Below are 25712 nucleotides of genomic sequence, written 5' to 3'. Positions count from 1 at the left end.
GTGTACTTCCCGGACTGATCGAGACCGCGCCACAAGCGCGGTCCAGTCACACGGGAGAGCAACAGCGTGTACGAGCAGTTCCTGTCGGCGAAGCTGCGTGACCTGCGAGCGGGCGGACAGTACCGGGAGTTCGTGGACATCGACCGGCGGGCGGGGGCCTATCCGACGGCCCTGCGCCGCCTGTCCGACGGCACCCGGCGGGAGGTGACCGTCTGGTGCAGCAACGACTACCTCGGCATGTCCCAGCACCCCGAGGTGCTGGACGCGATGCACCGGGCGGTCGACGAGTACGGGGCCGGGTCGGGCGGTTCGCGCAACATCGGCGGAACCCACGCCCACTACCGGGCACTTGAGGCATCGCTCGCCGAATGGCACGGCAAGGAGGCCGCGCTGGTCTTCCCGACCGGTTACGGCTCCAACGACGCCACCCTCCAGTGCCTGCTCAGGCTGCTGCCCGACCCGATCGTCCTCTCGGACGAGCTGAATCACGCCTCGCTGATCAACGGCATCCGCAGCACCCGCGCCGAGCGTGCCGTTTTCCGCCACAACGACGTAGACCACCTGCGGGAGTTGCTGGCAGCGCAGCCCCACGACCGGGCGAAGATCGTGGTGTTCGAGTCGGTCTACTCCATGGACGGGGACGTCGCCCCGATCGAGGAGATCGTCGAACTCGCTCGTGAGCACAACGCGTTGACGTTCCTGGACGAGGTGCACGCGATCGGCATGTACGGCCCGCGCGGCTCCGGCATCGCCGCGGACCTCGGCGTCGACCACCTCGTCGACATCGTGCAGGGCACCATGGCCAAGGCGATCGGCGTGATCGGCGGCTACATAGCGGGCTCCGCGACCCTCGTGGACGCGGTGCGCAGCTTCGCCTCCGGGTTCATCTTCACCACCTCGCTGCCGCCCGCCGTCGTGGCCGCCTGCCACGCCAGCGTGGAGCACTTGAAGAACTCCGAGGCGGAACGGCTGGCCCTGCACGACAAGACCCGCCTGCTGCGCGACGCGCTCGCCGCGGCCGGGATCACCGTGATGCCGTGCAGCACCACCCACGTGCTGCCCGTCCTGGTCGGCGACGCCACCGCGTGCAAGCGGGCCGCCGTACGGCTGCTGGACGAGTACGACATCTACCTCCAGCCCATCAACTCCCCGACCGTGCCCGTCGGCACGGAGCGGTTCCGCGTCAACGTGACCCCGAACCACACCGACGACGACATCGCCCACCTCGTCGAGGCCCTGTCCGAGGTCCTCGCCCCCGCCGACGCGCGGCGCCCGGCCGAGGCGGTGGCGGCATGACCGTCGTCCGTCCCGCCGGCCTCGCGGACATCGAGGAACTCATCCGGCTGCGCGCCCACCTGCTCGACGCCCCCGACGCCAACCTGCCCTACAAGGCGGGCAGTTCGTCGGCCCGGGAAGCCTGGCGGCGCGACTACCGGTCCTGGCTGACCGAGCAGCTCACCGCACCGGACGGCATCCGGGTCGCCGTCGTCCCGCTGCCCGACGGCACCGGCCTCGCCGCCTGCGCGACCGCGATCGTCGACCGGCGCGCCCCCTCACCGGCCTGCCCCTCGGGCCGCGCGGGCTGGCTCCAGTCCGTCGTCGTCGACCCCGCCTCCCGGGGCCACGGGCTCGGCGCCCGGCTCCTCGAACACCTGCACGGCTGGCTCGCCGGACAGGGCGTCGACGAAGTGCTGCTGCAGACCACCGAGAACGCGACCGGCTTCTACCAGCGGCTCGGATTCGCCCCCAGCGGCGAGGAGTTGCTGTTCCGCACCCTGACCCCGAGGAGCGTCGCCGCGTGAACGTCCTGATCGTCGGCATGGGCTACGCCGGCTCCCGCTTCCTGACCGCCTTCCGCAGCCTGGACCAGTCCTTCGAGCTGGCCTACCACGCCCGGAACCGCACCCGGGAGGACATCCCGTACTTCCCGACCCTGGAGGGCGCACTCGCCGAGCACGCCCCCGACCTCGTCGTGGTGGCCGCCACCGACTCCGCCCACACGGACATCCTCACCCGGCTGCACGGCTACCGCGGCTTCGTCCTCGCCGAGAAGCCCCTCACCTCCCCGCACGACGACCTGGACGCCGTCGTCAAGGCCGTCACTGGTGCCCGCGGCTTCGCCCTGGACCTCGTCGAGCGCTACTCGGACGCCACCGAGGCGCTGCGCAGCTACGTCCACGAGCACGAACTCCGGCTCGTACGCGCCCACTTGACGTGGGGCAAGGACCGCATCAACGACCACCGCCCCACCGTCGGCGTCACCAGCGAGGTCATCCACAGCCTCGACCTGGTCCGGTACGTCACGGGAGGCGACGAGCACCTGGAGGTGCGGGACGCCCTCGGCGTCACCTCCGACTTCTCGGTCTCCGGTCCCGAGGTCCTCGACAGCGTCGCTCTGACCGCCACGCTCGGCGAGGCACCGGTGACGGTGTACAGCAGCTTCACCAACATCGTCCGCCAGCGCACCGTCGACCTCGCCTTCCGGGACCGCGACGGGGGCCTGGTGTACGCCAGTTGCGTCTACGACACCCCCGTCTGGGACGCCGACCACCTGCGCGTGTGGCGGCGCGAGGACGGCCAGGAGCACACCCTGTGCGAGGTCGACACCCGGGACGTCCAGGTGCCCGACGCACAGCGCGCGGTCGTCAAACTCCGCCGCCTCGCCCTGGACGTCGTACGCCACGTCGCCGACGGGACCCCGCCGAGGGTGCCGTTCGCCGACCTCGCCGAGTCCGTCGCGACACAGCGCCTGCTCAACGACATCGAAACCACCGCCCGCACCACCGGCCCGGCCCGCTACTTCCCGCAGGGCCGCACCCCGGTGACCGAAGTGGACTGGGAGCGCCTCGGATGACCACCCCCGCCACCGCCACCACCCCCATGAACCGGCTCTACATCCTGGTCCTGGGCGCCTTCGCACTCGGCCTCGACGCCTACGTCATGGCCGGACTGCTGCCCAAGGTCGCCGCCGACCTGCACACCAGCGAGTCCGCGGCCGGCCAGATGGTGACCCTGTTCACCCTCTGCTACGCCCTCGCCGCACCGGTGTTCGCCACCGCCCTGGCAGGACGGCCCGCCAAGACGATCCTGACCGCGGCCCTGCTGCTGTTCACCGCGGCCAACGCGCTGACCGCCGTCGCCGGCAGCCTGGCCGTGCTGCTCGTCGCCCGGGCCCTCGCGGGTGTCGGCGCGGGCGTCTACTCGCCCATGGCCGCCGCCACCGCCGCCTCCCTCGCCGGGGAGGAGCGGCGCGGGCGGGCCCTCGCGCTGGTCATGGGCGGGATGAGCATCGGCACGGTCATCGGCGTGCCGGTGGGCGTCCTGCTCGCCGACCACGTCGGCTGGCGCGGCACGCTCTGGCTGATCACCGGCCTCGGCGCCGTGGCCAGCGCCGGGGTCGTGCTCGCCCTGCCCCGCCTGGAAGCCACCCCGCCGCCGCCCCTGCGCGAGCGGGCCCGCATCCTGGCCCGGCGTCCCGTCGCCGCGATCGCCGGGGTGTCCCTCATCGCCGGTGTCACCAGCCTCGGCCTGTACACCTACCTCGCGCCCTTCCTCGCCGACGCCGGCGGCATCGACGGGACGCTCGGCGCGATGTGGGCCTGGGGCCTGGGCGGCGTGGCCGGAAGCCTGCTGATCGGCCGGATCGTCGACCGCACGGGACGGCCGTACGCCGTCGTCACCGTCGTCCTGCTCCTGCTGTGCCTCTCCCACCTGCTGCTGCCCCTCGCCGCCCGGTCCGCCTGGGTGCTCGCCGTGCCGCTGGTGGTGTGGGGCGCGACCGGCTGGGCCCTCCAGGTGCCCCAGCAGCACCAGCTCATCGCCGCCCGCCCCGACCAGGCGCCCGTCGCGGTCTCCCTCAACAGCTCGGCCGTCTACCTCGGCAGCGCGCTCGGCTCCGCCCTGGGCGGGGTCGTCCTCTCTGCCGGAGTGGCTCCCGCGGACCTGCCGTACTGGACGGGCGCCCTCGTGGCCCTCGGGCTGGTGCTGCACCTGGTCCTGGTCCGCATGCCCCGCTCCCGGGACGCGGCCGAGGGGCCCGGCCGGAACGCGTCGGTACCGGAATCGGTCACCGCGGGTGAGTAGTACCGTCGGGACAATGGACGTAGGACTGCAACAGCTGCGCTGCTTCCTCACGCTCGCCGAGGAACAGCACTTCACCTGGGCCGCGGAACGGCTCGGCATCGCCCAGCCCACGCTCAGCCGCACCATCCGCAGGCTGGAGGAGCACGTCGGCTGCCAACTGCTCGACCGGACCACCCGCCACCCCCGGCTGACCCCGGACGGCGAGCGGCTGCGGACCGAGCTCCAGGTACTGCTGCCCCGCCTGGAGGCGGCCCTGCGTCCCGTCCCGCAGGACGAACCCCTCAGCCTCGGCTACACCTGGGGCTTCCCCCGCAGGCGCGGCCGGGACGCCATCGACCTCGTCGAACGCCGGCACCACATCCTGGTCGAGCCGGTGCGCCGGGACGAGCGGCTGGCCGGCGTCCACACCGGGGCGGTGGACGCGGCGCTGCTGTGGGGAGCGGTCGAGGATCCCCGTCTGCACACCGTGGAGATCGCCCGCGAGGAGCGAGTGGCTGCGGTGTCGGTCCGCTCGACCCTTGCCACCCGGTCCCGGGTCAGCTGGCGCGATCTGGGCCGCCGCTGCCTGGTCCTCAACACCGTCAGCGGGACCCTGACGCCGGACGACTGGCCGACGGGGGCCCGCCCCGAGATCGGCGCCGAGGCCACCAACCTGGACGAGTACCTGCACGCCGTGGCGGCCCGCCGGGGAGTGGGCGTCCTTCCGGCGTCGGTCGCGAGCCAGCACCCCGACCCCGACGTCCTGTACCTCCCGCTGGCCGGGGCCCCGCCGGCGGTCCTCCACTACGTCTATCCGCGCACCAACCCCCACCCGCACGCGGAGAACCTCGCCGAGGCGCTGCGGGACGCGGCCCGGCCGGTGCTGCAGAGCGCCTGACCTGTTCGCCGGGGAGTGAAGCGTTGAGTCGACCGCGCCGAGTCGTCCGGCCAGAGGGGAGCGGGGTCGCGTCGATGTGCGGCTCCGCCGCGCGGGCGACCGGTCCGCCCGACTACGCGCTGACCCCCGCCGCTTCGCGCACCTCGGCCGACTCCAGCCGCTCGGCCGTGCGCTCAGCGGTCCGCCGCGCCCACTGCCCACTGGTCACGGCGCCGAGAAGCAGCACCGCGAGACCGCATCCGGCCAGAATCCACCACCCCGGTACCGCGGCGGACACGAACGCCTCCCGGTACGACGAGGAACCCACTCCGGACGCCAGCACCGCCCCGACCACCGCGACCCCGAGCGTCTGCCCGAGCTGACGGCTGGTGGAGGCGACGGCCGCCGCGACCCCGGCCTGGGCCCGGGGCATGCCCGACACCGCCGTGTTCGTGATCGGCGCGTTGACGAACCCGAACCCGATCCCGAAGACCACGTACCCGAGCAGCAGCGTCACGTCGGACGTCTCCGCGTCGAAGGCCGCGAAGAGCACCCCGCTCGTGGTCATGGCGAGCCCCGCGACCACCAACGGCAACCGCGGTCCCCGGCTCCCCACCAGCCGCCCGGCCAGCGGCGCGCACAGGAACATCGGCACCGCCATCGGCAGCATCCACAGACCGGCGTGCAGCGCGTCCAGCCCCCGTACGTTCTGCAGGTACAGCGTCGACAGGAACAGGAACCCGCCCAGACCCGCGAACGCGCTGATCGCGATCACCGTGGCTCCGCTGAAGGGCGCGGAGCGGAAGAACCGCAGGTCGATGAGGGGCTCGTCGCGCCGGGGCTCGTACCAGAGGATCCCCGCGAGGGCGACGACGGCCACGACGGCGAACGGCAGCACCGAGGCGAACCCCGAGGCCGGCGCCTCGATGATCGCGTACGTCAGCGAGCCGAACAGCGCGATCACCAGGAGCTGTCCGACCGGGTCGGGGCGGCGGGCCTTGGGCGCACGGGACTCGGGGACGTACCGCAGGGTGAGCAGCAGCGCCGCGAGCCCCACCGGCAGGTTGACCCAGAAGATCGAGCGCCAGCCGACCGAGTCCACGAGCACACCGCCGACCAGCGGACCCGCGGCCATGGAGATACCGACGACCGCGCCCCACACCCCGATCGCCCGCGCCCGCTCGCGCGGGTCCGTGAACGTGTTGGTGATGATCGACATCGCGACCGGGTTCAGCATCGAGCCGCCGACCGCCTGCACCATGCGGAAGGCGATCAGCGCGTCGAGGTTCGGCGCGACGGAGCACAGCGCGGAGCCGATCGTGAAGACGATCAGGCCCGCCATGAAGACCCGCTTGCGGCCGATCCGGTCGGCTGTGGAGCCGGCCAGCATCAGCAGGGAGGCGAGAACCAGGGTGTACGCGTCGATCGTCCACTGCAGGCCCGCCGTGCTCGCGTCCAGGCCTCGCTGCATGGCGGGCAGGGCGACGTTGAGGGCGGTGGTGTCGAGGCTCACGATCAGGAGGCTCATACAGCAGATCGCGAGAACCAGCATGCGTCGGCGAGGGCTGAGCTCGGGCATGCGGTTCATCGTACGCCGACTTCGATAGTGCGTCTAACTAATGGTTGGTACATGATCGATGTACGGGCACCGCGGGGCGTGCGTGACAATGGGGGAATGCCCACGACCGCGTCCGCTGAGAAGACGTCCCTGAAGATCGGCCCGCACGCCGTGCAGCCGCCTGTCGTCCTGGCTCCCATGGCCGGGATCACCAACGCGCCCTTCCGCACGCTGTGCCGGGAGTTCAGCGGGGGCAAAGGGCTGTTCGTCAGCGAGATGATCACCACACGGGCGCTGGTCGAGCGCAACGAGAAGACCATGCAGCTGATCCACTTCGACGAGAGCGAGAAGCCCCGTTCGATCCAGCTGTACGGCGTCGACCCCGCCACCGTCGGCAAGGCCGTCCGCATGATCGCGGAGGAGGATCTCGCCGACCACATCGACCTCAACTTCGGGTGCCCGGTGCCGAAGGTGACGCGGAAGGGGGGCGGGTCCGCGCTGCCGTTCAAGCGTCCGCTGCTCCGGGCGATCCTGCGGGAGGCCGTCAGCGGGGCGGGGGACCTGCCGGTCACGATGAAGATGCGCAAGGGGATCGACGACGATCACCTGACGTATCTGGACGCGGGGCGGATCGCGGTCGAGGAGGGCGTGACGGCGATCGCGCTGCACGGGCGGACGGCCGCCCAGCACTACGGCGGCACGGCGGACTGGGACGCGATCGCCCGGCTGAAGGAGCATGTGCCGGAGATTCCCGTGCTCGGCAACGGGGACATCTGGTCGGCGTCGGACGCGTTGCGGATGGTGGAGTCCACGGGGTGCGACGGGGTGGTCGTGGGGCGGGGGTGCCTGGGGCGGCCGTGGCTGTTCTCGGACCTGGTGGCGGCGTTCGAGGGGCGCGCGGAGTTCCGTCGGCCGGATCTGCGTGAGGTGGCCGACGTCATGGTCCGGCACGCGACGCTGCTCGGGGAGTGGATCGGGGACGAGGCCCGTGGGGTCATCGACTTCCGCAAGCATGTCGCCTGGTACCTGAAGGGTTTCGCGGTCGGCAGCGAGATGCGCAAGCGGCTCGCGATCACGTCGTCGTTGGCGGAGCTGCGGGCCGGGCTGGACGAGCTGGACCTGGAACAGGCGTGGCCGGTGGGCGCGGACGGGCCGCGTGGCCGTACGTCGGGCAACAACCGGGTGGTGCTGCCGGATGGGTGGCTGAAGGATCCGTACGACTGTGCGGGGGTCGGGGAGGATGCGGAGCTGGACACGTCGGGGGGATGACGGATGCCTGCGGCGGCCTGCGCGGGTGGGGTGGGGGCTTGTGCAGCGCGTGCGGTTCGGTGGGTGGGTCGGGGCCGGGGTGGGGGGTATCCGTCCTCGGTCCGGCGGTAGCTGTCCATCGATCAGGGGCCCTGTAACGGACGCCGGCCGCTGCGGGCGGACACCCCCCACCCCGTCCCCTGCGCGCCGTCGGCGGCTTGCGGCCCGTCGTGCCGCACGGTCCGGCGAACGGCTCGTGGTGCCGCGCGTCCGGCGAACGGCTCGTCGTGCCGCGCGGTCCGGCGAACGGCTCGTGGTGGCGCGCGACGTGGCCTTCGGTCCGTTGCGGCGCTCGTGGTGGCGAACGGCCCGTCCGGGCGCAGGGTCACTGCAACCCCCCAGGGGCGCGGGGAACTGCGCGACCGGCCACGACGGACCCGTAGTCGCCCGACCACCTGATCCGGCACCCCTCTAGGCGCCCGGTCCAAGCCCAGCGCAGCTGCCCGCGGGGAACTGCGCGACCGGCCACGACGGACCCGTAGTCGCCCGACCACCTGATCCGGCACCCCCATAGGCACCCGGCACCCCCCTCACCCCTTCGACGGATGCGGAGTCGAGCCGTAGGCCGTCAGGAAGCGGTCTCGGAAGGAGCTCATCTTCCAGACCGGGGCGTTGTGGGCCGGCTTGAGGCCGTCCGTCCAGTTCCAGGACGCGATCTTGTCGAGGACCTTCGGGTCCTTGGCGACGATGGAGATCGGTACGTCACGGCTGGCGTTCTCGCCGCTGACCCGGGCGATCGGCTGGTGGTCGCCGAGGAAGACGAGGACCGTGTCGTCGCTGCCGTAGCGCTCCAGCCACTGGGTGAGTGAAGTCACCGAGTAGGAGATGGACTTGCCGTACTCCTGCTTGGAGCGGGTGGGGTCGGCGATGATGTCGGAGGCCTTGTTGCCGGCCTTCTGGATGGCCTTGAAGACCGAGCCGTCGCCCAGGTCGTCCCAGTCGACCATCTTCGGGATGGGCGCCCAGGGCTGGTGGCTGGAGGTCAGGATGATCTCGGACATCAGCGGCTTGTCGCGCTTCTTGCCGTGGACCTGGCGCTGGTAGGCCTCCAGGGCGTACTGGTCGGGCATCGTCGACCAGCTGAACTTGGGTCCCTTGTAGCCGAGCTGGAAGGCGTTGTAGACCTTGTCGAGGCCGTAGTACTTCTGCTCGGGCCAGCCCTTCTGGACGCCCGGCATCACCCCGACCGTGTCCCAGTCGCCGGTCTTCTTGAAGGCCTTGGTGAGACTGAGGTGGTCGCTGGCCATGACGGTGCGGTAGCGCTGCTGGTTGTCGATCCAGAGGCCGGACAGGGTCGTCGAGTGGCCGAGCCAGCTGCTGCCGCCGTACGTCGCCGAGGTCAGCCAGCCGCTCTTCGCGTGGAAGCCGGCCTTCGCGAGGGCCGCGGTGCTGGTGTCGAGGGTCTTGTCGACGCCGGGCGCGATGCCCGGGTCCTCGACGGCGCTGCGGCCGTAGCTCTCGATGAAGGTGAAGATCATGTCCTTGCCGCGCAGATCGGGCACCAGCTGGGAGCCCGGCGTGTTGCCGAAGGCGTCGACCTTGGCGACCTTCTGGAACTCCGCCTCGTCCCGCACGGTGTACAGCACCCGCTTGGCCTGGAGCGTGGCGAGCGCGGCGGTGTGCTCGGAGGCCAGCGGGGTGCCGAAGACCTGGAGCCCGAGGGCGGAACAGGTGACCCAGACGGTGGCGGCGAGGAGGGTTCCCCGGGTGGCGAGCTGCCGGTCCAGGACCACCAGCAGACTGCTCAGCCTGACCATGGCCCATGTCATCAGGGAGAGCAGCAGGAGCACGAGGACGACCACGCCGACCACGGCTCCGACCGCCACGGCCCCGCCCATCGAGTCCGCGACGTACGACTGGGCGTCGTCGAGCAGTTCCCAGTCGAGGACGACGTTGAAGGGCCGCCCGAGGTAGTCGTTGAACCCCATGTCCAGCAGGTTCAGGATCGTCATCACTCCGAGCCCCACCCCGGACGCCACGGCCACCACCAGCCGCGGCCTGCGTGGCAGCGCGAGCGCCACCGCCGCCCCGAGGATCGCCTCGGCCGGAATCCGCGCGAACTCCCGCGGGTGCAGATAGGTGATCTTGTTCGGCAGCAGCAGGGCGCCGAGGACGAGCAGGAGGGCGAGGACGTCGAGGGCCCGGCGGGCGTTCCGTACGGCGGTGGGGTGGGCGTCCCTCCGGCGGGCGAGACGTGTGCGCAGGGACGGCTTGTCCGTGTCGGTCGCCTCGGTCTCGGGCGACGTGATCTCTGCAAGGGTCTCGGACACCCGAGGGTCCTTCCGTACGGGTCCTGGTAGATGGCGGACCCGATATGGGGTCTCGGATCCGCCACAGTCCCGTACGGCCCGCCTCGGGCCACGGTTCACGCCCCAGGGCAAACACCGGCCCAACGCTTGGTCAACGGTGAGGGTGTCCGGTCAGGCGCCCCCGACCGCCGTCAGCAGCGCGAGGGGTGCCGCCGCGGAGCGGGACTCCCGCACACACGCGTGCGGATACGGCACCGGCTCCCCGTGGGACTCCCGCCCGTACCCCGCCAGCACCTCCGGCAGCCGGTGCCCGGTGGCCGTCGCCGCGTCCACCAGGCCGTGCGCCACCGAGCGGGCCTCGTCGTGCAGTCCGTACCGGGCCAGCCCCAGCGTGATCAGCGCGTTGTCGTGGGGCCACACCGATCCCCGGTGGTACGACAGCGGGTGGTACGCCGCCTGTCCGGCCGCCAGGGTCCGGACCCCCCACCCGGAGAAGAAGTCAGGCTCCAGCAGGCGCCGCCCCACCAGCTCTCCGTACTCCTTGTCGAGCAGCCCCGACCACAGCAGATGCCCGGCGTCGGAGGCCAGCGCGTCGACCTGACGGCCCTCCCCGTCCAGCGCGAGGGCGGGGAAGGAGCGGTCCGGCATCCAGAAGTCCCGCTGGAAGCGGTCCCGCAGGTCCGCCGCGGCCTGTTCGAGGAGGGCCGCGTACGTCTCGTCCTCCCACACCGTGCGGGCCACCCACGCGGTCCTGCGCAGCGCGTCGTACGCGTAGCCCTGGGCGCCCGCCGCCATCACCGGCCCGCTCGGGCGCGTCCCGTCGGCGCCGCAGATCGACCCCGGGGAGTCCTTCCAGTTCTGGTTGGCGAGGCCGCCCTGGTCGGCGCGGTAGACGAGGTAGCCGCGCGAGGTGAGCCCGCCGTGGTCCAGCATCCAGCCGATCGCCGCGCGGGCATGGGGCTCCAGGCGCCGGGCGAGCGAGAGGTCCGCGGTGTGTTCCACGTACGCGCCGAGCAGGACGAGGAACAGCGGGGTGGCGTCCACCGAGCCGTAGTAGCGGCCGTACGGCACCTGCTCGAAGTGCGCGAGCTCCCCGTGCCGTACCTCGTGCACGATCTTGCCGGGCTGGGCCACGGAGGCCGCGCCGGTCTCGGTCGCCTGGGTCGCGGCGAGGGCGGGGAGGGTGGCGGCGGCCAGCTGGGGGCGGTAGGGAAGGGCGAAGAGCGAGGTGAGGAGGGCGTCGCGGCCCAGGAGCGTGAGGAACCACGGGGCTCCGGCGGCAGGGACGCGCAGTTCCTCGCCGTCCGGGCCGGTCGCCGGTACCTGGAGCGAGGCGAGGTCGGCCAGACCGCGGGCACAGGCGGCGGCCAGCTCGGGCCAGCCGGTCGGGAAGGCGACGCCCTCCACGAACTCGCCCTCCATCGCGAGGTGCTGGCGGTTCAGTGCGGCGGGGGAGCTCGGCACCCGCAGGGCCCGCGTGTCACCGTGCGGCCTGGCCATCACGCGCAGGGTCAGCTCGGCCGTGCCGTGCGGCTCCAGATCGAGCGTCCAGACCAGGCGCCTGGCTCCGGTGCCCGTCTCCTCGACGCCGTCCGGGGCGGGGTCGGCCGTCACCGTCGTACGGGACCGCCATTCGCGGCGCTGGTAGCCGAACTCCACTCCGTCGTCGAGGACTTCGCGGGAGCGGGTGGCGCCGGTCTTCGGGTAGGTGCGGTAGTCGGAGCGCAGTTCGAACTGGTCGGTGAAGTCGGCGTCCGCGGTGATCGCGAGCCGGACCGTCGTCGAAACCGGGCGGTTGCTGGTGATCCGCAGGGACTCGACGAACGAGCCGTCCCCCACGGCCTGCTCGCGGAAGAGGGTGTAGGCGGGGGTGTCCTGGCGGCCGCCCCGCGGGACGAGGACACAGCGCGCGGTGTCGCCGTCGGCCACCGGCGACAGCGCTTCCGGTACCGCGCCGTCGACCGTGAGCTGCCAGCGGCTCAGATGCCGGGCGTCGCGGACGAACAGCCCGTCCGGGGAGCTGCCGCCGCCCCGGACGCCGCTGATGTCCCCGCCGTCACCCACGGCAGCGAACGTCCCGCCGTGCACGAGCAGATGATGCCGGTCCGTCATCGCCGGTTCCCTCCCTTGAGTCCCATGTCCGCCGTGACTGTGCTGCCGCTGTGCAGCAGGTCGAGCGCGAGCGCGGCGGTCCAGCTGAAGCCGGTCGCCCCGCAGGCCGCACCGGTGTACGGGTCGACGTACTCCGCGAAGTCCGTCGACTCGGCGAGTCGGAGGACCGACTCCCGCAGGGCGTCGGCCTGGTGGAGCTCCCCCTGGGTGCGCAGTCCTCGCTCCAGCAGCCACGCGGTGTTGAACCAGGCCGGGCCGCGCCAGTAGCGGTGCGGGTCGAAGGCCTCGCCGAGGAGATCGTGGCTGGGCGGCAGGACGGTGGTGGTGCCGAGGCCGAAGTGGGGGCCGCGGGCGGTCCGCACGAGCGTCGTGACGATGTCCCGCGGGAGTCCGGGGAGCAGGAGCGGGATCAGACCGGAGACCCCGCGCTCGGGGATCAGCGTGCCGTGCCGCTCCGGGGCGGGCCCGCGCAGGTCCCGGCAGAGGAACATCCCGCTCGCCGGGTCCCACAGTCGCTCCACCAGCGCTGCCGTCAGGCGTTCCGCGCGGGCGTGGCGGGCCGTGCCGGGGGCGCCCAGCTCGGCGGCGATCCGGGCGAGGGCGTGCTCGGAGGCGATGAGCAGCGCGTTGAAGGCGGGGTCCTCGACGGCGAACCCGCCGGTGCCGACACCACGGCCCCCGCCCACCCCGACACCATGGCCCCCGCCCACCCCGTCCCTGTACCCGGCGTCCCGGTAGTCCGTCGCCAGGCGCACGTACCGCCCGTAGTCCAGATCCGTCGGCCGGTCCTCGGCGGCTCCGTGGTCGAGGTCGGCGCGGCGGAAGGAGCGGGCCGGCGCCGGGGTGACGCGGGAGAGCGGGACGTCCCAGGCGGGGCTGTTGTCCATACCCTGTTCCCAGGGGTGCACGACGGACGCGAGCCCGCCGCCGCCCAGGTCCCGGCTGTGCAGGAGATAGCGGTGCCAGGCGGCCAGGCGCGGGTACACCGTGGCGAGGAAGCCGCGCGCCCGCGACAGGCCGGGGTCGGCGCGGTGGACCAGCCACGCGGCCAGCGCGTGGACCGGTGGCTGCACGATGCCGGACGTCTGTACGGTGCGCGGGGCGCCCGCGGCGCGTCCCGCGGTGGAGGACCGCCAGAAGTCGGGGCTCGGGAAGTACGCGTCGAGGGGCACGGAGGGGTTGAACACGATGTGCGGAACGCGCCCGTCGTCCCACTGGGCCGCCAGCAGGGTCTCCAGCTCGGTCTGCGCGCGCAGCGGGGAGAGGTGGCGCAGGCCGATCGCGATGAACGCGGAGTCCCAGGACCACTGGTGCGGGTACAGGCTGTGCGAGGGGACCGTGGAGGTGCCGGTCCAGTTGCCCTCCAGCACCCTCGCCGCCCCGACCTGCAGGGGATGTGACGAACCCGGCGGATCGTATGCGATCGAACGCTCCGCGGAAGGGGTGATGAGCTGGGCAGTGCGATCCACTCGGGGCTCCCCGAAAGACGTATGGCTGACCGGTTCGGTCAGGGCTACCGTAGGGTTACGTCTATTTAACACGCAAAACCCAATATGTAATGCAGAGTTGAGAAACACAAGGGGGTGCGCATGGCTGGACGGAGTCAGACCGGCGCCGGAGATCTGCTCGAACTGGTCCGCAGCGGGCGAGCCGTCACGCGCGGAGCGCTCCAGCAGGCCACCGGACTGTCCCGGGCGACCGTCGGCCAGCGCCTCGACCGCCTCTTCCGCGCGGGCTGGCTCCGCGAGGGCGCCGGAGGCCCCGTCGACTCCCCGCTGGGCGGCCGCCCCTCCATCACCCTGGAGTTCGACGACGCCCACGCCGTCGTCCTGGCCGCCGATCTGGAGACCCGCCACGCGCGTGCGTGCGTGCTCTCCCTGACCGGCGAGATCCTCGCCGAGCACAGCGGCACCCTGGTGATCGAGGACGGCCCGGACGCCGTGCTCGGCGAGCTGGGCCGCTGGTTCGCCGAACTGCTGGAGAAGGCGGGACAACGGCCGGAAGAGGTCTGCGGCATCGGGCTCGCCGTCCCGGGCCCGGTCGACATGGACAGCGGCCGGGTCGTGCAGCCGCCGATCATGCCCGGCTGGGACGGCTACGACATACGAGGCCGCCTCGCCCGGTCCTTCATCGAGCACACCGGGGCGGGCCCGGTCCCCGTGCTCGTCGACAACGACGCCAACCTCATGGCGTACGGCGAACAGCGCACCGCCCGCCCCGACTGCTCGGCCTTCGTCCTGGTCAAGGTCTCGACCGGCATCGGCGCCGGAGTCGTGGTCGACGGCTCGATCTACCGGGGCGTCGACGGCGGCGCGGGCGACCTGGGCCACATCCGGGTGCCGGCCGGCGCCGAGGCGCTGTGCCGGTGCGGTTCCTACGGCTGTCTCGCCGCCGTCGCGAGCGGCGGCGCCGTGGCCCGACGGCTGGCGGCGGCCGGGGTGCCGGCGGCCTCGGGCTCGGATGTGCGGGACCTGCTGGCGTCCGGGCACCCGGAGGCGGCGGCGCTCGCGCGCGAGGCGGGGCGGCAGGTCGGGGACGTCCTGGCGACCGTCGTGACCCTGCTCAACCCCGGGGTCCTGATGATCGCGGGAGATTTGGCCGGAACCCCCTTCCTCACGGGTGTCCGGGAGCTGCTGTACCAGCGGGCGCTGCCACGCTCCACCGCCCGCCTCGAGGTCGTGACGTCACGGCTGGGGGAGCGGGCCGGGCTGGTCGGGGCGGGTGCGCTGGTGGTGGAGCATCTGTACGCACCCGAGCGGGTCGAGGAGCGGTTGCTGGCGATGGGCGTATGACGTCCGTGTTTCCGTCCCGAGGCGCGTCCGCATGGTGAAATCCGGGCCGCTGTGGCAGCGTGATTCTCGCCACGCCTGATAGGGGTCGCGCTCGAATGAGCGGATCTTGGGCGACTGCACTTCTCCAAGGGGTGGCACTCAGTGCCACCCCTTGATCGTTCATCGACCGAAATCAGGCGTGCCTCATGCCGCTCAGATGAGCGATTCTGGCGGTCTCTGGGGAGTGCTGCGTTCAAGAAGTGAAAACATCAGGGCCCTGTCGCTTGCCAAGCTTTGACTTTCGATCCGCTGGCGGACGACTGGTTACGGGCGTATGACGCCCGAGTAGACGTACCCAGAAGCCTTCGATCTGGGTATGTTCCTCGCCGTCAGGGCAGCCACCGCGTCCTCGAGGGAGTCGAGACCCGTGTCGGAAAACAAAGAACCCCACGTAGCGAAGTTCGTCTACGACTTCACCGAGGGAAACAAGGACCTCAAGGACCTCCTGGGTGGCAAGGGCGCGAACCTCGCCGAGATGACCAACCTGGGACTCCCCGTTCCCCCCGGCTTCACCATCACGACCGAAGCCTGCAAGGTCTACCTCGACAGCGGCGAGGAGCCGGCGGCACTGCGTGACGAGGTGAGTGCGCACCTCGACGCGCTGGAGGCCCGCATGGGCAAGAAGCTCGGCCAGGCCGACGACCCGCTGCTCGTCTCGGTCCGCTCCGGCGCGAAGTTCTCCATGCCCGGAATGATGGACACGGTCCTGAACATCGGTCTCTCCGACAAGTCGGTCCAGGGTCTCGCCAAGCAGGCCGGCGACGACCGTTTCGCCTGGGACTCCTACCGACGCCTCATCCAGATGTTCGGCAAGACCGTCCTCGGCGTCGACGGCGACCTCTTCGAGGAGGCCCTCGAGAGGGCCAAGGAGGTCAAGAAGGTCACGGTCGACACCGACCTGGAGGCCGCCGACCTCAAGAAGCTCGTCACCGCCTTCAAGAAGATCGTCAAGAAGGAGGCGGGCCGGGACTTCCCGCAGGACCCGCGCGAGCAGATGGACCTCGCCATCCACGCGGTCTTCGACTCCTGGAACACCGACCGCGCCAAGCTCTACCGCCGCCAGGAGCGCATCCCCGGCGACCTCGGCACCGCGGTCAACGTCTGCTCGATGGTCTTCGGCAACCTCGGCCCCGACTCCGGCACCGGCGTCGCCTTCACCCGTGACCCCGCCTCCGGCCACCAGGGCGTCTACGGCGACTACCTCCAGAACGCCCAGGGCGAGGACGTCGTCGCGGGCATCCGCAACACCGTCCCGCTCGCGGAGCTGGAGCAGATCGACAAGAAGTCGTACGACCAGCTGATGCAGATCATGGAGACGCTGGAGAACCACTACAAGGACCTCTGCGACATCGAGTTCACGATCGAGCGCGGTCAGCTGTGGATGCTCCAGACCCGGGTCGGCAAGCGCACGGCGGGTGCGGCCTTCCGGATCGCCACACAGCTCGTGGACCAGGGGCTCATCGACGAGGCCGAGGCGCTCCAGCGTGTCACCGGCGCCCAGCTGGCCCAGCTGATGTTCCCGCGCTTCGACGAGAACACCAAGGTCGCGCAGGTCGGCCGGGGCATCGCGGCCTCGCCGGGCGCGGCCGTCGGCAAGGCGGTCTTCGACTCGTACACCGCGGTGAAGTGGTCGCGTTCGGGCGAGAAGGTCATCCTGGTCCGCCGGGAGACCAACCCCGACGACCTCGACGGCATGATCGCGGCCGAGGGCATCCTGACCTCGCGCGGCGGCAAGACCTCCCACGCGGCCGTCGTCGCGCGCGGCATGGGCAAGACCTGTGTCTGCGGCGCGGAGGAGCTGGAGGTCGACACCAAGCGGCGCCGGATGACCGTGCCGGGCGGGCATGTGGTGGAGGAGGGCGACCTCATCTCCATCGACGGCTCCAGCGGCAAGGTGTACCTCGGTGAGGTGCCGGTCGTGCCGTCGCCGGTCGTGGAGTACTTCGAGGGCCGGATGCACGCGGGCGCCAACGACGCCGACGAGCTGGTCGAGGCCGTGCACCGGATCATGGCGTTCGCCGACCGCAAGCGCCGCCTGCGGGTGCGTGCCAACGCGGACAACGCCGAGGACGCGCTGCGCGCCCGCCGCTTCGGGGCGCAGGGCATCGGTCTGTGCCGTACCGAGCACATGTTCCTCGGCGATCGCCGTGAGCTGGTCGAGCGCCTCATCCTGGCCGACACGGAGGCGGAGCGCGAGGAGTCGCTGAAGGCGCTGCTCCCGCTGCAGAAGCAGGACTTCGTGGAGCTGTTCTCGGCGATGGACGGGCTGCCGGTGACGGTACGGCTGCTGGACCCGCCGCTGCACGAGTTCCTCCCCGACATCACCGAGCTGTCGGTCCGCGTGGCGCTGGCGGAGTCCCGCCAGGAGCCGCACGAGAACGAACTCCGGCTGCTGCAGGCCGTGCACCGGCTGCACGAGCAGAACCCGATGCTGGGCCTGCGCGGCGTGCGTCTGGGCCTGGTCATCCCCGGCCTGTTCACCATGCAGGTCCGCGCGATCGCCGAGGCGGCGGCCGAACGCAAGAACGCCAAGGGCGACCCGCGCGCGGAGATCATGATCCCGCTCGTCGGCACCGTCCAGGAGCTGGAGATCGTCCGCGAGGAGGCCGACCAGGTCGTCGCGGAGGTCGAGGCGGCGACGGGCGTGGAGCTGAAGCTGGCGATCGGCACGATGATCGAGCTCCCGCGTGCCGCGCTGACCGCCGGTCAGATCGCGGAGGCGGCGGAGTTCTTCTCCTTCGGCACCAACGACCTCACCCAGACGGTGTGGGGCTTCAGCCGGGACGACGTGGAGGCCTCGTTCTTCACGGCGTACCTGGAGAAGGGCATCTTCGGAGTGTCGCCGTTCGAGACGATCGACAAGGACGGTGTCGGCTCCCTCGTGAAGCTGGCCGCGGAGGCGGGCCGTAAGACCCGCCCCGACCTCAAGCTCGGCGTCTGCGGCGAGCACGGCGGTGACCCGGAGTCGGTCCACTTCTTCCACGAGGTGGGTCTGGACTACGTCTCCTGCTCGCCGTTCCGTATCCCGGTCGCCCGCCTGGAGGCGGGGCGCGCGGCGATCACGGCGAACGGGAGCGACCACCGGTAGGCCTCCACGGCCCCTGCAGCCCCGGAGCCGTCGCCCGTCCCCGACCCTCATCCGATGGGCGACGGCTCCGGACCGCGAAGAGAGGGCGGCACCCTTGTGCGGGGGTGTCGCCCTCTCCAGCATGTGCGGGGGTGCCGGGGGTGCCGGGGGTGCCGGGGGTGTCGCTCTTTCGAGAGGGCTTCCTCGGGAAGTGCGCGGCGGGCTCTCAGCGGGTGATCGGGACGGCGAAGGGCGCGAACCCGCTGGAGCGGATCACGTGCGGCACGAACAGGATCGCGGCCTCGGTCGCCCGCGGTCTCGATCCCGCCGAGGTCCGTGATCCACTCCTGTTGCCGGCCGAGGTCGGCGAGCAGCCCGCGTACGACCTGCTTGGCCTCCGCGTCCTCGCCGGAGAGGAAGGCGGTCGGTGGCTGCGCGAGCGCGGCGAGCGCGGTCATCACCGGGTGGAGCATCGTGTTGAGCGTCTTGACGACCCGGGTGTCGGGGAGAGCTGAAGGGCCGGGCGGCCGGTGGTGCGTGAGATCGCCCGGCATCCCGTGTCCGTGGTCGCGCCTCAGCGCGCGGCGCGGCGCCTGCGCGCCGAGGCCACCAGCGTGCCGCCGGTGAGGAGGACGGCCGAGCCCGCGGCGGCGAGATACACGGTGGTGTCGCCGCCGCCACCGGTCTCGGCGAGGTCCGTGCCCTTCTCGCCGGTGTCGTCGGCCGCTGCCGCCGCCTGGTCGTCGTGCGCCTTGAAGTCCGCGGGCGGTCGGTCGCAGCCGATGCCGTCGCCGTCCCGGTCGAGCCGGCTGCCGTAGTGCTCGTCGCCCTCGGGGATGTTCGCGTAGCCGGCGGCGTACGCCTCGGTGCAGTTCTCGAACGGGTGGTCACCGTCGTGTGCCGAGGCGGCGCCCGGCAGCACGGCCAGCGCCAGCGCGGCGACGACGACGGCGCCGGGCTTGCTGAGCAGTTTCACAGCAGGTCCTTCCGGGTTCATGGCGATATCCGTCTGCATGATCAAGAAGTGCGGATCAGCCGGATATGAGGTGACGAACCTAGTGAGACCCGCATGCCGTGTCGGCGACATGAGAAACCCGTGATGCGAACGTGACGTGACCGGAAGGTAGCTCTCCGCGACCCTCGCGCCGCCGCTTCAGCTGTCGCAGGCCACCCCGTCGTTGTCCCGGTCCAGGTGGGAGGCGTACCCGGGCTCGCCGCGACGAATGGGCGCGGCACCGGCGGCACGGGCCTCGGAGCAGTTGGCGTAGTAGGTGTTGTCGGACCCGGAGTCGGACCCCGCGTCGGACCCGGAGCCGGTGTCCGCCTCGGCGCGGGCCGTGACCGTCCTGGTGACCTTGACCGTCCTGGTGGCGGTCACGGTGGCCGCGGGTTCCGGCTCCGGGGCCGCCGTCGTCGTCGCGGTCGTCGTCACGGTCACCGTCGGCTGCGGCTTGGCGGCGGCCGGCTTCGCGTCGTCCGCCGTCCCGTCCTGGTCACCGGCGCCTATGCCGATGCCGACGAAGAGCGCGAGCGCGAGGGCGGGCAGGACGAATCTCTTCCGGGCCCACTTGGGGGCGGTCCTGGAAGCGGACGGCGGCGCCGGCGGCCACGGCGGGGCGGGCTGGGTCTGGTACGGGTTGGTCATCTCGTCCCCCTGAAGGTGTTACGTGTGGAGGTGACCGTATTGCCGACATCGCGATTGTGGAGGTGAAGTGTTCAACCTGTGACCAATGCATGTCATCCGGTGTGCCGCGCTCGTAGGCTGGAGCCACCCCAGCTGTGGAGGGAGCCCGGTCATGTCAGGGTGGAGTGTCGAGGACGTTCCCGATCAGAGCGGGCGGGTGGCCGTCGTCACCGGGGGCAACAGTGGGATCGGGTACGTCACCGCGCGGGAACTCGCCCGCCGGGGCGCCCGCGTGGTCCTCGCCTGCCGCAGCGAGGCGCGCGGTGTCCAGGCCCGGGACCGGCTGGTCGGCGAGGTTCCGGGCGTGGAGGCGGAGTTCGCCCGGCTGGACCTCGGGGACCTGGCCTCCGTACGGGAGTTCGCGGCGACGTATCCCTACGACCGCCTCGACCTGCTGATCAACAACGCGGGCGTGATGGCGCTGCCGTACGGCACGACCGCGGACGGCTTCGAGACCCAGTTCGGCACCAACCACCTGGGCCACTTCGCGCTCACCGGCCTCCTGCTGCCGACGCTGCTCGCGACCCCCGCCGCGCGCGTCGTGACCGTCTCCAGCACGGCGCACACGCTGGCCAACATCGACATCGACGACCTCAACAGCGAGCGCCGCTACCGGCGTTGGATCGCCTACGCCCGCTCCAAGACCGCCAACCTGCTCTTCGTCCACGAACTGGCCCGCAGGCTGGCGGCGCACGGCTCGGACGTGATCGCGGCGGCGGCGCACCCCGGCTACGCGGCCACCAACCTCCAGGCGACGGGCCCCAGGATGGCCGGCCGCAGGGCGGCGGAACGTTTCATGGAGATCGGCAACCGCTTCTTCGCCCAGTCCGCCGACGCCGGAGCCCTGCCCACCCTCTACGCGGCCACCGCCCCCGGCGTGCTCCCCGACTCCTTCACCGGTCCCGCCCTGGCGGGGTGGCGCGGGTCCCCGGCCCCCTCCAGGCGGGCCTCCTGGACCCGCAACGACCAGGCGTCCCACCGCCTGTGGGTCGCATCGGAGCAGCTCACGGGGGTGGCGTACGACGCGCTGAAGGTCTGAGCCCTCAGTCCTTCCGGCCCGTCACCGCCACCGTCACACCCAGCCCGATCATGGTCAGCCCGCCGACCCCGCCCACCAGGGAGAGGCGGCGCGGCGAGCGCGCGAACCAGCCCCGAGCGGTCGCCGCGACCAGCCCCCACACGGCGTCGGAGATCAGCGCGATGACGTTGAACACCAGCCCGAGCAGCAGCATCTGCGCGGTCACATGACCGTGATCGCGGTCCACGAACTGCGGCAGCACGGCGGCGAAGAACACGATCGTCTTGGGGTTGGTCACCCCGACCGCGAACCCCTCCCCGAACGTGCGCAGACCCCCGTGCCCCGCCGCGGTGGCCGCCACGTCCTCGGCGAACGCCGCCCGCAGCGACCCGCGGCCGCGCCACGCCTTGACGCCCAGGTACACGAGGTAGGCGGCACCGGCGAGCTTGAGCGCGGTGAAGACCAGGACCGAGCGCTCCACGATCGAGCCGACCCCGAACGCCACGGCGAGGACCAGCACGTAGGCGCCGGCCGTGTTGCCCGCCACCGTGGTCAGGGCGGCACGCCGGCCCTGGGCGAGGGCCCGGCCGATCACGAACAGCACGCTGGGTCCTGGGACCACGATCAGCAGGAACGACATGGCCGCGAAGGCGAGGAGACGGTCGGTGGGAACCATGCCCTCATGCAAGCACGGGGCACTTTCACCGCTCCAGCGGATTTCCGGGCCGCCGCCCCGCCGCCCCGCTACACCGCCGCCCCGCTACACCGCCCGCACCTCGTACGTCGTGATGCGCACTGACTCGTCGTCCAGGCACTGCCCGGTCTCCAGGTCGAACCGCTGCTTCAGCAGGGGGGAGGCGACGAAGGGGCGGCCCTGGTGGGTGCCGGTCAGGCCGCGGGAGAGGACCGCCGCCCCGCCGAAGGGGTCGCGGTTGTCGACGGCGTACAGGTTGCCCGCACGGTCGCGGAACAGGGCCGCCTGACGGCCGTCGGGCAGCAGGGCCGCCACCCCCCGGCCGGGGAGCAGCCGGGCCAGCTCGCAGACCGCGAACCAGTCGCCGTTCAGCTGGAGTTGGACCTTCAGGTCGGTGGTCTCGGGTGCCAGGGTCATCGCTGGGCGCTTCCTTCCAGGGGACGGTGGCCGATGGTCAGCAGCGGCAGGTCGGGCTTGATCTGGTCGCGCTCGGGGACGAAGCCGACGACCGGGTCGGGGGTGTCCGGCGCGTTCACGAAGGACACGAACCGGGCGAGCTTCTCGGGGTCGTTGATGGTGGTCGCCCACTCGTCGGCGTAGTGCGCCACGTGGGCCGTCATCAGGGACTCCAGCTCCTCGCAGATGCCGAGGGAGTCCTCCACGACCACGTCACGGACATGGTCCAGGCCGCCGGGGATGCGCTCCAGCCAGGTCGAGGTGCGCTCCAGGCGGTCCGCGGTGCGGATGTAGAACATCAGGAACCGGTCGATCAGCTTGATCAGTTCGGCGTCGGTGAGGTCCTGGGCCAGCAGGTCCGCGTGGCGGGGGGTCGCGCCGCCGTTGCCGCCGACGTACAGGTTCCAGCCGCTGGAGGTGGCGATCACCCCGAAGTCCTTCGACTGGGCCTCGGCGCACTCGCGGGCGCACCCGGAGACCGCCGACTTGAGCTTGTGCGGCGACCTGAGCCCCCGGTAGCGCAGCTCCAGGTCGATCGCCATGCGGACCGAGTCCTGGACGCCGTAGCGGCACCAGGTCTGCCCGACGCAGGACTTCACGGTGCGCAGCGACTTGCCGTAGGCGTGCCCGGACTCGAAGCCGGCGTCCACCAACCGGGTCCAGATGAGAGGGAGTTGTTCGACGCGGGCGCCGAACATGTCGATCCGCTGGCCGCCGGTGATCTTCGTGTAGAGGCCGAAGTCGCGGGCGATCTCACCGATCACGATGAGGCCCTCGGGGGTGATCTCACCGCCGGGGATGCGCGGCACGACCGAGTAGGAGCCGTTCTTCTGGATGTTGGCGAGGAAGTGGTCGTTGGAGTCCTGGAGGGCCGCCTGCTCGCCGTCCAGGACGTAGCCGCTCGCGCCGATCGTCGGGGCCAGGGAGGCGATGATCGAGGCGACCGCCGGCTTGCAGATCTCGCAGCCGTCGCCGCCGCGGGCGCCGTCGCGGCCGTAGCGGTCCAGCAGGTCCTGGTAGGTGTTGATGCGCAGGGCGAGGACGATCTCGTAGAGCTCCTCGCGGGTCTGCGAGAAGCACCCGCACAGGCCCTTGTCGACCTCGACGCCGGACGCCTCCAGCTCGGCGGTGACCAGCTGGCCCAGCACCTTGACGCAACTGCCGCACGTGGTACCGGCCTTGGTGCACTTCTTCACCTCGGGCACGGTGGTGCAGTTGTGCTCGGTGACCGCTCCGCGGATCGTGCCCTTGCGGACGTTGTTGCAGGAGCAGATGATCGCGTCGTCCGGCAGCGCGGTCGGGCCGAGCTGGACGGACTCGCCGGCACCGGCGGGCAGCACCAGCGACTCGGGCTTGACCGGCGGGACCGAACCGGTGAACGCCTTCAGCGTGCCGTACGCCTCCGCGTCACCGACCAGGATGCCGCCGAGCAGCGTGCCGTCGCGGCCGATGACCAGCTTCTTGTACAGGCCCGCACGCGAGTCGGAGTAGACGACGTCGAGGCAGTCCGCCGTCGCGCCGTGCGCGTCGCCGAAGGATGCCACGTCCACGCCGAGCAGCTTCAGCTTGGTGGACAGGTCGGCGCCCAGGAAGGCGGCCTCGTCGGAGGCGATGGTCGCCGCCGCGGTCTCGGCCTGCTCGTAGCCGGGGGCCACCAGACCGTAGACGCGACCGTCGGCGGCCAGCGCGCACTCGCCGATCGCGAAGACGTGCGGATCGGCGACCGTGCGGCACTGCTCGTCGACCGTGATGCCGCCGCGCTCGCCGACCGTCAGGCCGCAGTCCCGGGCCAGCTGGTCGCGGGGACGGACACCGGCGCTGAACACCACCAGGTCGGTGGCGAGTTCGCTGCCGTCGGAGAGCTTCATGCCGGTGACGGCGCCGTCGGAGCCGACGACGATCTCCTGCGTGCCGACGCCCGTGTGGACGGAGAGCCCCATCTCCTCGATGGTGCGCAGCAGCGCCGCGCCACCGCCCTCGTCGACCTGCACCGGCATCAGCCGCGGCGCGAACTCGACGATGTGGGAGGTGAGTCCGAGCCCCTTCAGCGCACCGGCCGCCTCCAGACCGAGCAGACCGCCGCCGACCACGGCACCGGTGGTGCGGGTCTTCGCGTACTCCTCGATGGCGAGGAGGTCCTCGATCGTGCGGTAGACGAAGCAGCCCTGGGCGTCCTTATTCGGGACCGGCGGCACGAAGGGGTAGGAGCCGGTGGCGAGGACGAGGGTCTCGTAGTCGAAGACCTGCCCGGACTTCGCGGTGACCTTCTTCGCCTCACGGTCGATCGTGACGGCCGGGTCGCCGACGTACAGCTCGATGCCGTGCGTGGCGATGAACTCCATGTCCGTCATGGAGAGTTCCTCGGGCGTCTTCCCCGAGAAATACGAGGTGAGCGCGACGCGGTCGTACGCGGGACGCGGCTCCTCGCAGAGCACGACCACACGGTGGGTCGCGGTCAGGCCGCGCTCGGCGAGCGCCTCCAGAAAGCGCTGGCCGACCATGCCGTGGCCGACGAGGACGATCGTGGGGGTGGCCTCCGTGGCCTCCGGGTGGGCGGTCATCAGGAGCCTCCATCGTTGGTGAGCAGGTGGAGCAGCGGTCCGCCGTCGGAGGGGAGCGGCTCTGCTCCCTCCCAGGCGCGGGCGAGCGCGCCGACGGTGCCGAGTTCGCCGACGAGGACCCCGCCGACCAGGCGGTCGTCGCGGACGACGACCTTGCGGTAGGTGCCGCGGGTGGCGTCCGCGAGTTGGACCACGTCGTCGCCCGGGAGCGCCTCGGTCTCGCCGAACGCGGCCAGGTCGAAGGCGGTCTGCCCGGCGAGCGTGAGCCGGGTCAGCGAACGGGTGCCGGTGTAGCGGGCGTTCGTCCGACCGGCGAGCAACTCGGCGAGCACATCGGCCTGTTCGAGGGCCGGGGTGGCGAGGCCGTAGACCGTGCCGTCGTGCTGGGCGCAGTCGCCGATGGCGTGGATGTGCGGGTCGGACGTGCGCAGTTCGTCGTCCACGACGATCCCCTTGCGCACCTCCAGGCCCGCGGTCTGCGCGAGGCCGACACGGGGGTGGACCCCGCAGGCCAGGACCACGATCTCGGCGTCCAGGGCGTAACCGTCGGCCATCTCCACCGAGCGGACCGCACCGCCGACACAGCGCACGTCCCGCACGCGCAGGTCGGTGTGGACCTCGACGCCGAGGTCCCCGAGGTGGCGCCGGACCAGCTTGGACGCGCTCGGGTCGAGCTGGCGCTCCATGAGCCGCTCGGACTGCTGGGCGAGGATCACCTGGGCGCCGCGCTGGGCGAGCGCACGGGCCGCCGAGACCCCGAGGAGCCCGCCGCCGATCACGACGGCCTTCACTCCCGGCCGGACCGCCTCGGACAGACCCAGGCAGTCGTCCATGGTCCGGAAGGCGTGGACGCCCACGGGCAGCTCGTGGTCGGGGGTGAACAGACCCCGCAGCGGCGGCAGCACCGGGTTCGAGCCGGTGGCCAGGACCAGCGTGTCGTACGCGATCTTCGAGCCGTCCGCGCACTCGACGGTCCGGGCCCCGCGGTCGATGCCGGCGACCCGCGCCCGGGTCAGCGCGGCCGGCGCCGGGAGCGCGATCACCTCCGGGGTGTACCGGCCCGCCAGCACCTCGGCCAGGAGCACCCGGTTGTACGGGCGGTGCTCCTCCTCGCCGATCAGCGTCACGGGCGTGCCGAGCTCTCCGAGCCGCCGGGCGAGCCGGACGCCCGCGAGCCCGGCGCCGATCACCACCACACGCGTATTCGAGGTCATGTCCAGGAGCGTGCGTGGTGG

General features: G+C 71.8%; 19 protein-coding genes and 1 pseudogene. 9 read left to right on the top strand and 11 right to left on the bottom strand.

Going from position 1 to position 25712, the window contains the following annotated elements; all coding sequences use genetic code 11:
- Positions 1 to 66 precede the first annotated feature (66 nt).
- Genes hemA through IOD14_RS36385 form a run of 5 tightly spaced genes read left to right on the top strand, consistent with a single transcriptional unit; the run spans position 67 to position 4960 of the window.
- Positions 67 to 1296, top strand: a complete 1230-nt coding sequence (hemA, locus tag IOD14_RS36405) for a 5-aminolevulinate synthase (RefSeq protein ID WP_123989027.1) — start codon at positions 67 to 69, stop codon at positions 1294 to 1296.
- Complete coding sequence (locus IOD14_RS36400; RefSeq protein ID WP_212672528.1) at positions 1293 to 1802, top strand: GNAT family N-acetyltransferase; 510 nt, start codon at positions 1293 to 1295, stop codon at positions 1800 to 1802. Before hemA ends, IOD14_RS36400 begins: the two co-directional genes overlap by 4 nt.
- Positions 1799 to 2854 (top strand): Gfo/Idh/MocA family oxidoreductase, encoded by a 1056-nt coding sequence (locus IOD14_RS36395; RefSeq protein WP_212672527.1) that lies wholly within the window; start codon positions 1799 to 1801, stop codon positions 2852 to 2854. Before IOD14_RS36400 ends, IOD14_RS36395 begins: the two co-directional genes overlap by 4 nt.
- Positions 2851 to 4083, top strand: a complete 1233-nt coding sequence (locus IOD14_RS36390; protein WP_249126155.1) for an MFS transporter — start codon at positions 2851 to 2853, stop codon at positions 4081 to 4083. Before IOD14_RS36395 ends, IOD14_RS36390 begins: the two co-directional genes overlap by 4 nt.
- Positions 4084 to 4096: 13 nt before the next feature.
- On the top strand, positions 4097 to 4960 hold the full coding sequence (locus IOD14_RS36385; RefSeq protein WP_123989024.1) for a LysR family transcriptional regulator: 864 nt from the start codon (positions 4097 to 4099) through the stop codon (positions 4958 to 4960).
- Positions 4961 to 5072: 112 nt separating this feature from the next.
- Here IOD14_RS36385 and IOD14_RS36380 read toward each other — a convergent pair whose 3' ends face one another.
- Positions 5073 to 6518, bottom strand: a complete 1446-nt coding sequence (locus IOD14_RS36380) for an MFS transporter (protein WP_123989023.1) — start codon at positions 6516 to 6518, stop codon at positions 5073 to 5075.
- Between the two features lie 96 nt (positions 6519 to 6614).
- On the opposite strand from IOD14_RS36380, the gene dusB reads away from it, so the two are divergent.
- Positions 6615 to 7766 carry a tRNA dihydrouridine synthase DusB gene (gene dusB, locus IOD14_RS36375; protein ID WP_212672526.1) on the top strand — a complete coding sequence of 384 codons (1152 nt, stop codon included), beginning with the start codon at positions 6615 to 6617 and terminating at the stop codon, positions 7764 to 7766.
- Positions 7767 to 8335: 569 nt separating this feature from the next.
- On the opposite strand, the gene IOD14_RS36370 is transcribed toward dusB, so the two are convergent.
- The 3 genes from IOD14_RS36370 to IOD14_RS36360 form a co-directional block, all read right to left on the bottom strand.
- The gene (locus tag IOD14_RS36370; RefSeq protein WP_174269120.1) at positions 8336 to 10075 is read right to left on the bottom strand and encodes a CDP-alcohol phosphatidyltransferase; all 1740 of its coding nucleotides are present in this window, start codon (positions 10073 to 10075) and stop codon (positions 8336 to 8338) included.
- A 150-nt stretch (positions 10076 to 10225) separates the two neighbouring features.
- Positions 10226 to 12166 (bottom strand): glycogen debranching N-terminal domain-containing protein, encoded by a 1941-nt coding sequence (locus IOD14_RS36365; protein ID WP_123989021.1) that lies wholly within the window; start codon positions 12164 to 12166, stop codon positions 10226 to 10228.
- Positions 12163 to 13635 (bottom strand): hypothetical protein, encoded by a 1473-nt coding sequence (locus IOD14_RS36360; RefSeq protein WP_123989020.1) that lies wholly within the window; start codon positions 13633 to 13635, stop codon positions 12163 to 12165. The genes IOD14_RS36365 and IOD14_RS36360 overlap by 4 nt, the downstream gene beginning before the upstream one ends.
- Positions 13636 to 13755: 120 nt before the next feature.
- Here IOD14_RS36360 and IOD14_RS36355 point away from each other — a divergent pair, with 120 nt between their 5' ends.
- Both IOD14_RS36355 and ppdK read left to right on the top strand, forming a co-directional pair.
- Complete coding sequence (locus IOD14_RS36355; RefSeq protein WP_212672525.1) at positions 13756 to 14958, top strand: ROK family protein; 1203 nt, start codon at positions 13756 to 13758, stop codon at positions 14956 to 14958.
- Positions 14959 to 15364: 406 nt separating this feature from the next.
- Positions 15365 to 18085 carry a pyruvate, phosphate dikinase gene (gene ppdK / locus IOD14_RS36350; RefSeq protein WP_212672524.1) on the top strand — a complete coding sequence of 907 codons (2721 nt, stop codon included), beginning with the start codon at positions 15365 to 15367 and terminating at the stop codon, positions 18083 to 18085.
- Between the two features lie 205 nt (positions 18086 to 18290).
- Here the strand turns inward: ppdK and IOD14_RS44605 are convergent.
- The 3 genes and pseudogenes from IOD14_RS44605 to IOD14_RS36335 form a co-directional block, all read right to left on the bottom strand.
- Positions 18291 to 18576: pseudogene (locus tag IOD14_RS44605) on the bottom strand (NADP oxidoreductase); the annotation flags it as partial.
- Between the two features lie 62 nt (positions 18577 to 18638).
- Positions 18639 to 19040 (bottom strand): excalibur calcium-binding domain-containing protein, encoded by a 402-nt coding sequence (locus IOD14_RS36340; protein ID WP_123989017.1) that lies wholly within the window; start codon positions 19038 to 19040, stop codon positions 18639 to 18641.
- 177 nt (positions 19041 to 19217) lie between these two features.
- Entirely contained in the window at positions 19218 to 19709 is a 492-nt protein-coding gene (locus IOD14_RS36335) for an excalibur calcium-binding domain-containing protein (RefSeq protein ID WP_212672522.1), read from the bottom strand.
- A gap of 151 nt (positions 19710 to 19860) precedes the next feature.
- On the opposite strand from IOD14_RS36335, the gene IOD14_RS36330 reads away from it, so the two are divergent.
- Positions 19861 to 20787 carry an oxidoreductase gene (locus IOD14_RS36330; protein ID WP_212672521.1) on the top strand — a complete coding sequence of 309 codons (927 nt, stop codon included), beginning with the start codon at positions 19861 to 19863 and terminating at the stop codon, positions 20785 to 20787.
- Between the two features lie 4 nt (positions 20788 to 20791).
- Here IOD14_RS36330 and IOD14_RS36325 read toward each other — a convergent pair whose 3' ends face one another.
- The 4 genes from IOD14_RS36325 to IOD14_RS36310 all read right to left on the bottom strand — a co-directional run bounded on the left by IOD14_RS36325 (position 20792) and on the right by IOD14_RS36310 (position 25691).
- A complete protein-coding gene (locus tag IOD14_RS36325) occupies positions 20792 to 21442 on the bottom strand; it encodes a LysE family translocator (RefSeq protein WP_123989014.1) in 651 nt (216 codons plus the stop codon).
- A gap of 84 nt (positions 21443 to 21526) precedes the next feature.
- Positions 21527 to 21877, bottom strand: a complete 351-nt coding sequence (nirD, locus tag IOD14_RS36320) for a nitrite reductase small subunit NirD (protein ID WP_123989013.1) — start codon at positions 21875 to 21877, stop codon at positions 21527 to 21529.
- The gene (gene nirB, locus IOD14_RS36315; protein WP_123989012.1) at positions 21874 to 24477 is read right to left on the bottom strand and encodes a nitrite reductase large subunit NirB; all 2604 of its coding nucleotides are present in this window, start codon (positions 24475 to 24477) and stop codon (positions 21874 to 21876) included. Before nirB ends, nirD begins: the two co-directional genes overlap by 4 nt.
- Complete coding sequence (locus IOD14_RS36310; RefSeq protein ID WP_212672520.1) at positions 24477 to 25691, bottom strand: FAD-dependent oxidoreductase; 1215 nt, start codon at positions 25689 to 25691, stop codon at positions 24477 to 24479. Before IOD14_RS36310 ends, nirB begins: the two co-directional genes overlap by 1 nt.
- Positions 25692 to 25712 lie beyond the last annotated feature (21 nt).

The sequence above is a fragment of the Streptomyces sp. A2-16 genome (genome assembly GCF_018128905.1).
In the GTDB taxonomy this organism is placed as follows: Bacteria; Actinomycetota; Actinomycetes; order Streptomycetales; family Streptomycetaceae; genus Streptomyces.
The sequence above is the reverse complement of the archived record's forward strand: the minus strand, read 5'-3'. Positions and strand labels throughout refer to the sequence as shown.

Coding starts and splice junctions, on each gene's coding strand:
- IOD14_RS36325 (WP_123989014.1), bottom strand. CDS start 21,442: ATGGTTCCCACCGACCGTCTCCTCGCCTTCGCGGCCATGTCGTTCCTG.
- nirB (WP_123989012.1), bottom strand. CDS start 24,477: ATGACCGCCCACCCGGAGGCCACGGAGGCCACCCCCACGATCGTCCTC.
- nirD (WP_123989013.1), bottom strand. CDS start 21,877: ATGACCCTGGCACCCGAGACCACCGACCTGAAGGTCCAACTCCAGCTG.
- IOD14_RS36390 (WP_249126155.1), top strand. CDS start 2,851: ATGACCACCCCCGCCACCGCCACCACCCCCATGAACCGGCTCTACATC.
- IOD14_RS36400 (WP_212672528.1), top strand. CDS start 1,293: ATGACCGTCGTCCGTCCCGCCGGCCTCGCGGACATCGAGGAACTCATC.
- IOD14_RS36310 (WP_212672520.1), bottom strand. CDS start 25,691: ATGACCTCGAATACGCGTGTGGTGGTGATCGGCGCCGGGCTCGCGGGC.
- IOD14_RS36365 (WP_123989021.1), bottom strand. CDS start 12,166: ATGACGGACCGGCATCATCTGCTCGTGCACGGCGGGACGTTCGCTGCC.
- IOD14_RS36330 (WP_212672521.1), top strand. CDS start 19,861: ATGTCAGGGTGGAGTGTCGAGGACGTTCCCGATCAGAGCGGGCGGGTG.
- dusB (WP_212672526.1), top strand. CDS start 6,615: ATGCCCACGACCGCGTCCGCTGAGAAGACGTCCCTGAAGATCGGCCCG.
- IOD14_RS36380 (WP_123989023.1), bottom strand. CDS start 6,518: ATGCCCGAGCTCAGCCCTCGCCGACGCATGCTGGTTCTCGCGATCTGC.
- IOD14_RS36385 (WP_123989024.1), top strand. CDS start 4,097: ATGGACGTAGGACTGCAACAGCTGCGCTGCTTCCTCACGCTCGCCGAG.
- IOD14_RS36355 (WP_212672525.1), top strand. CDS start 13,756: ATGGCTGGACGGAGTCAGACCGGCGCCGGAGATCTGCTCGAACTGGTC.
- IOD14_RS36335 (WP_212672522.1), bottom strand. CDS start 19,709: ATGACCAACCCGTACCAGACCCAGCCCGCCCCGCCGTGGCCGCCGGCG.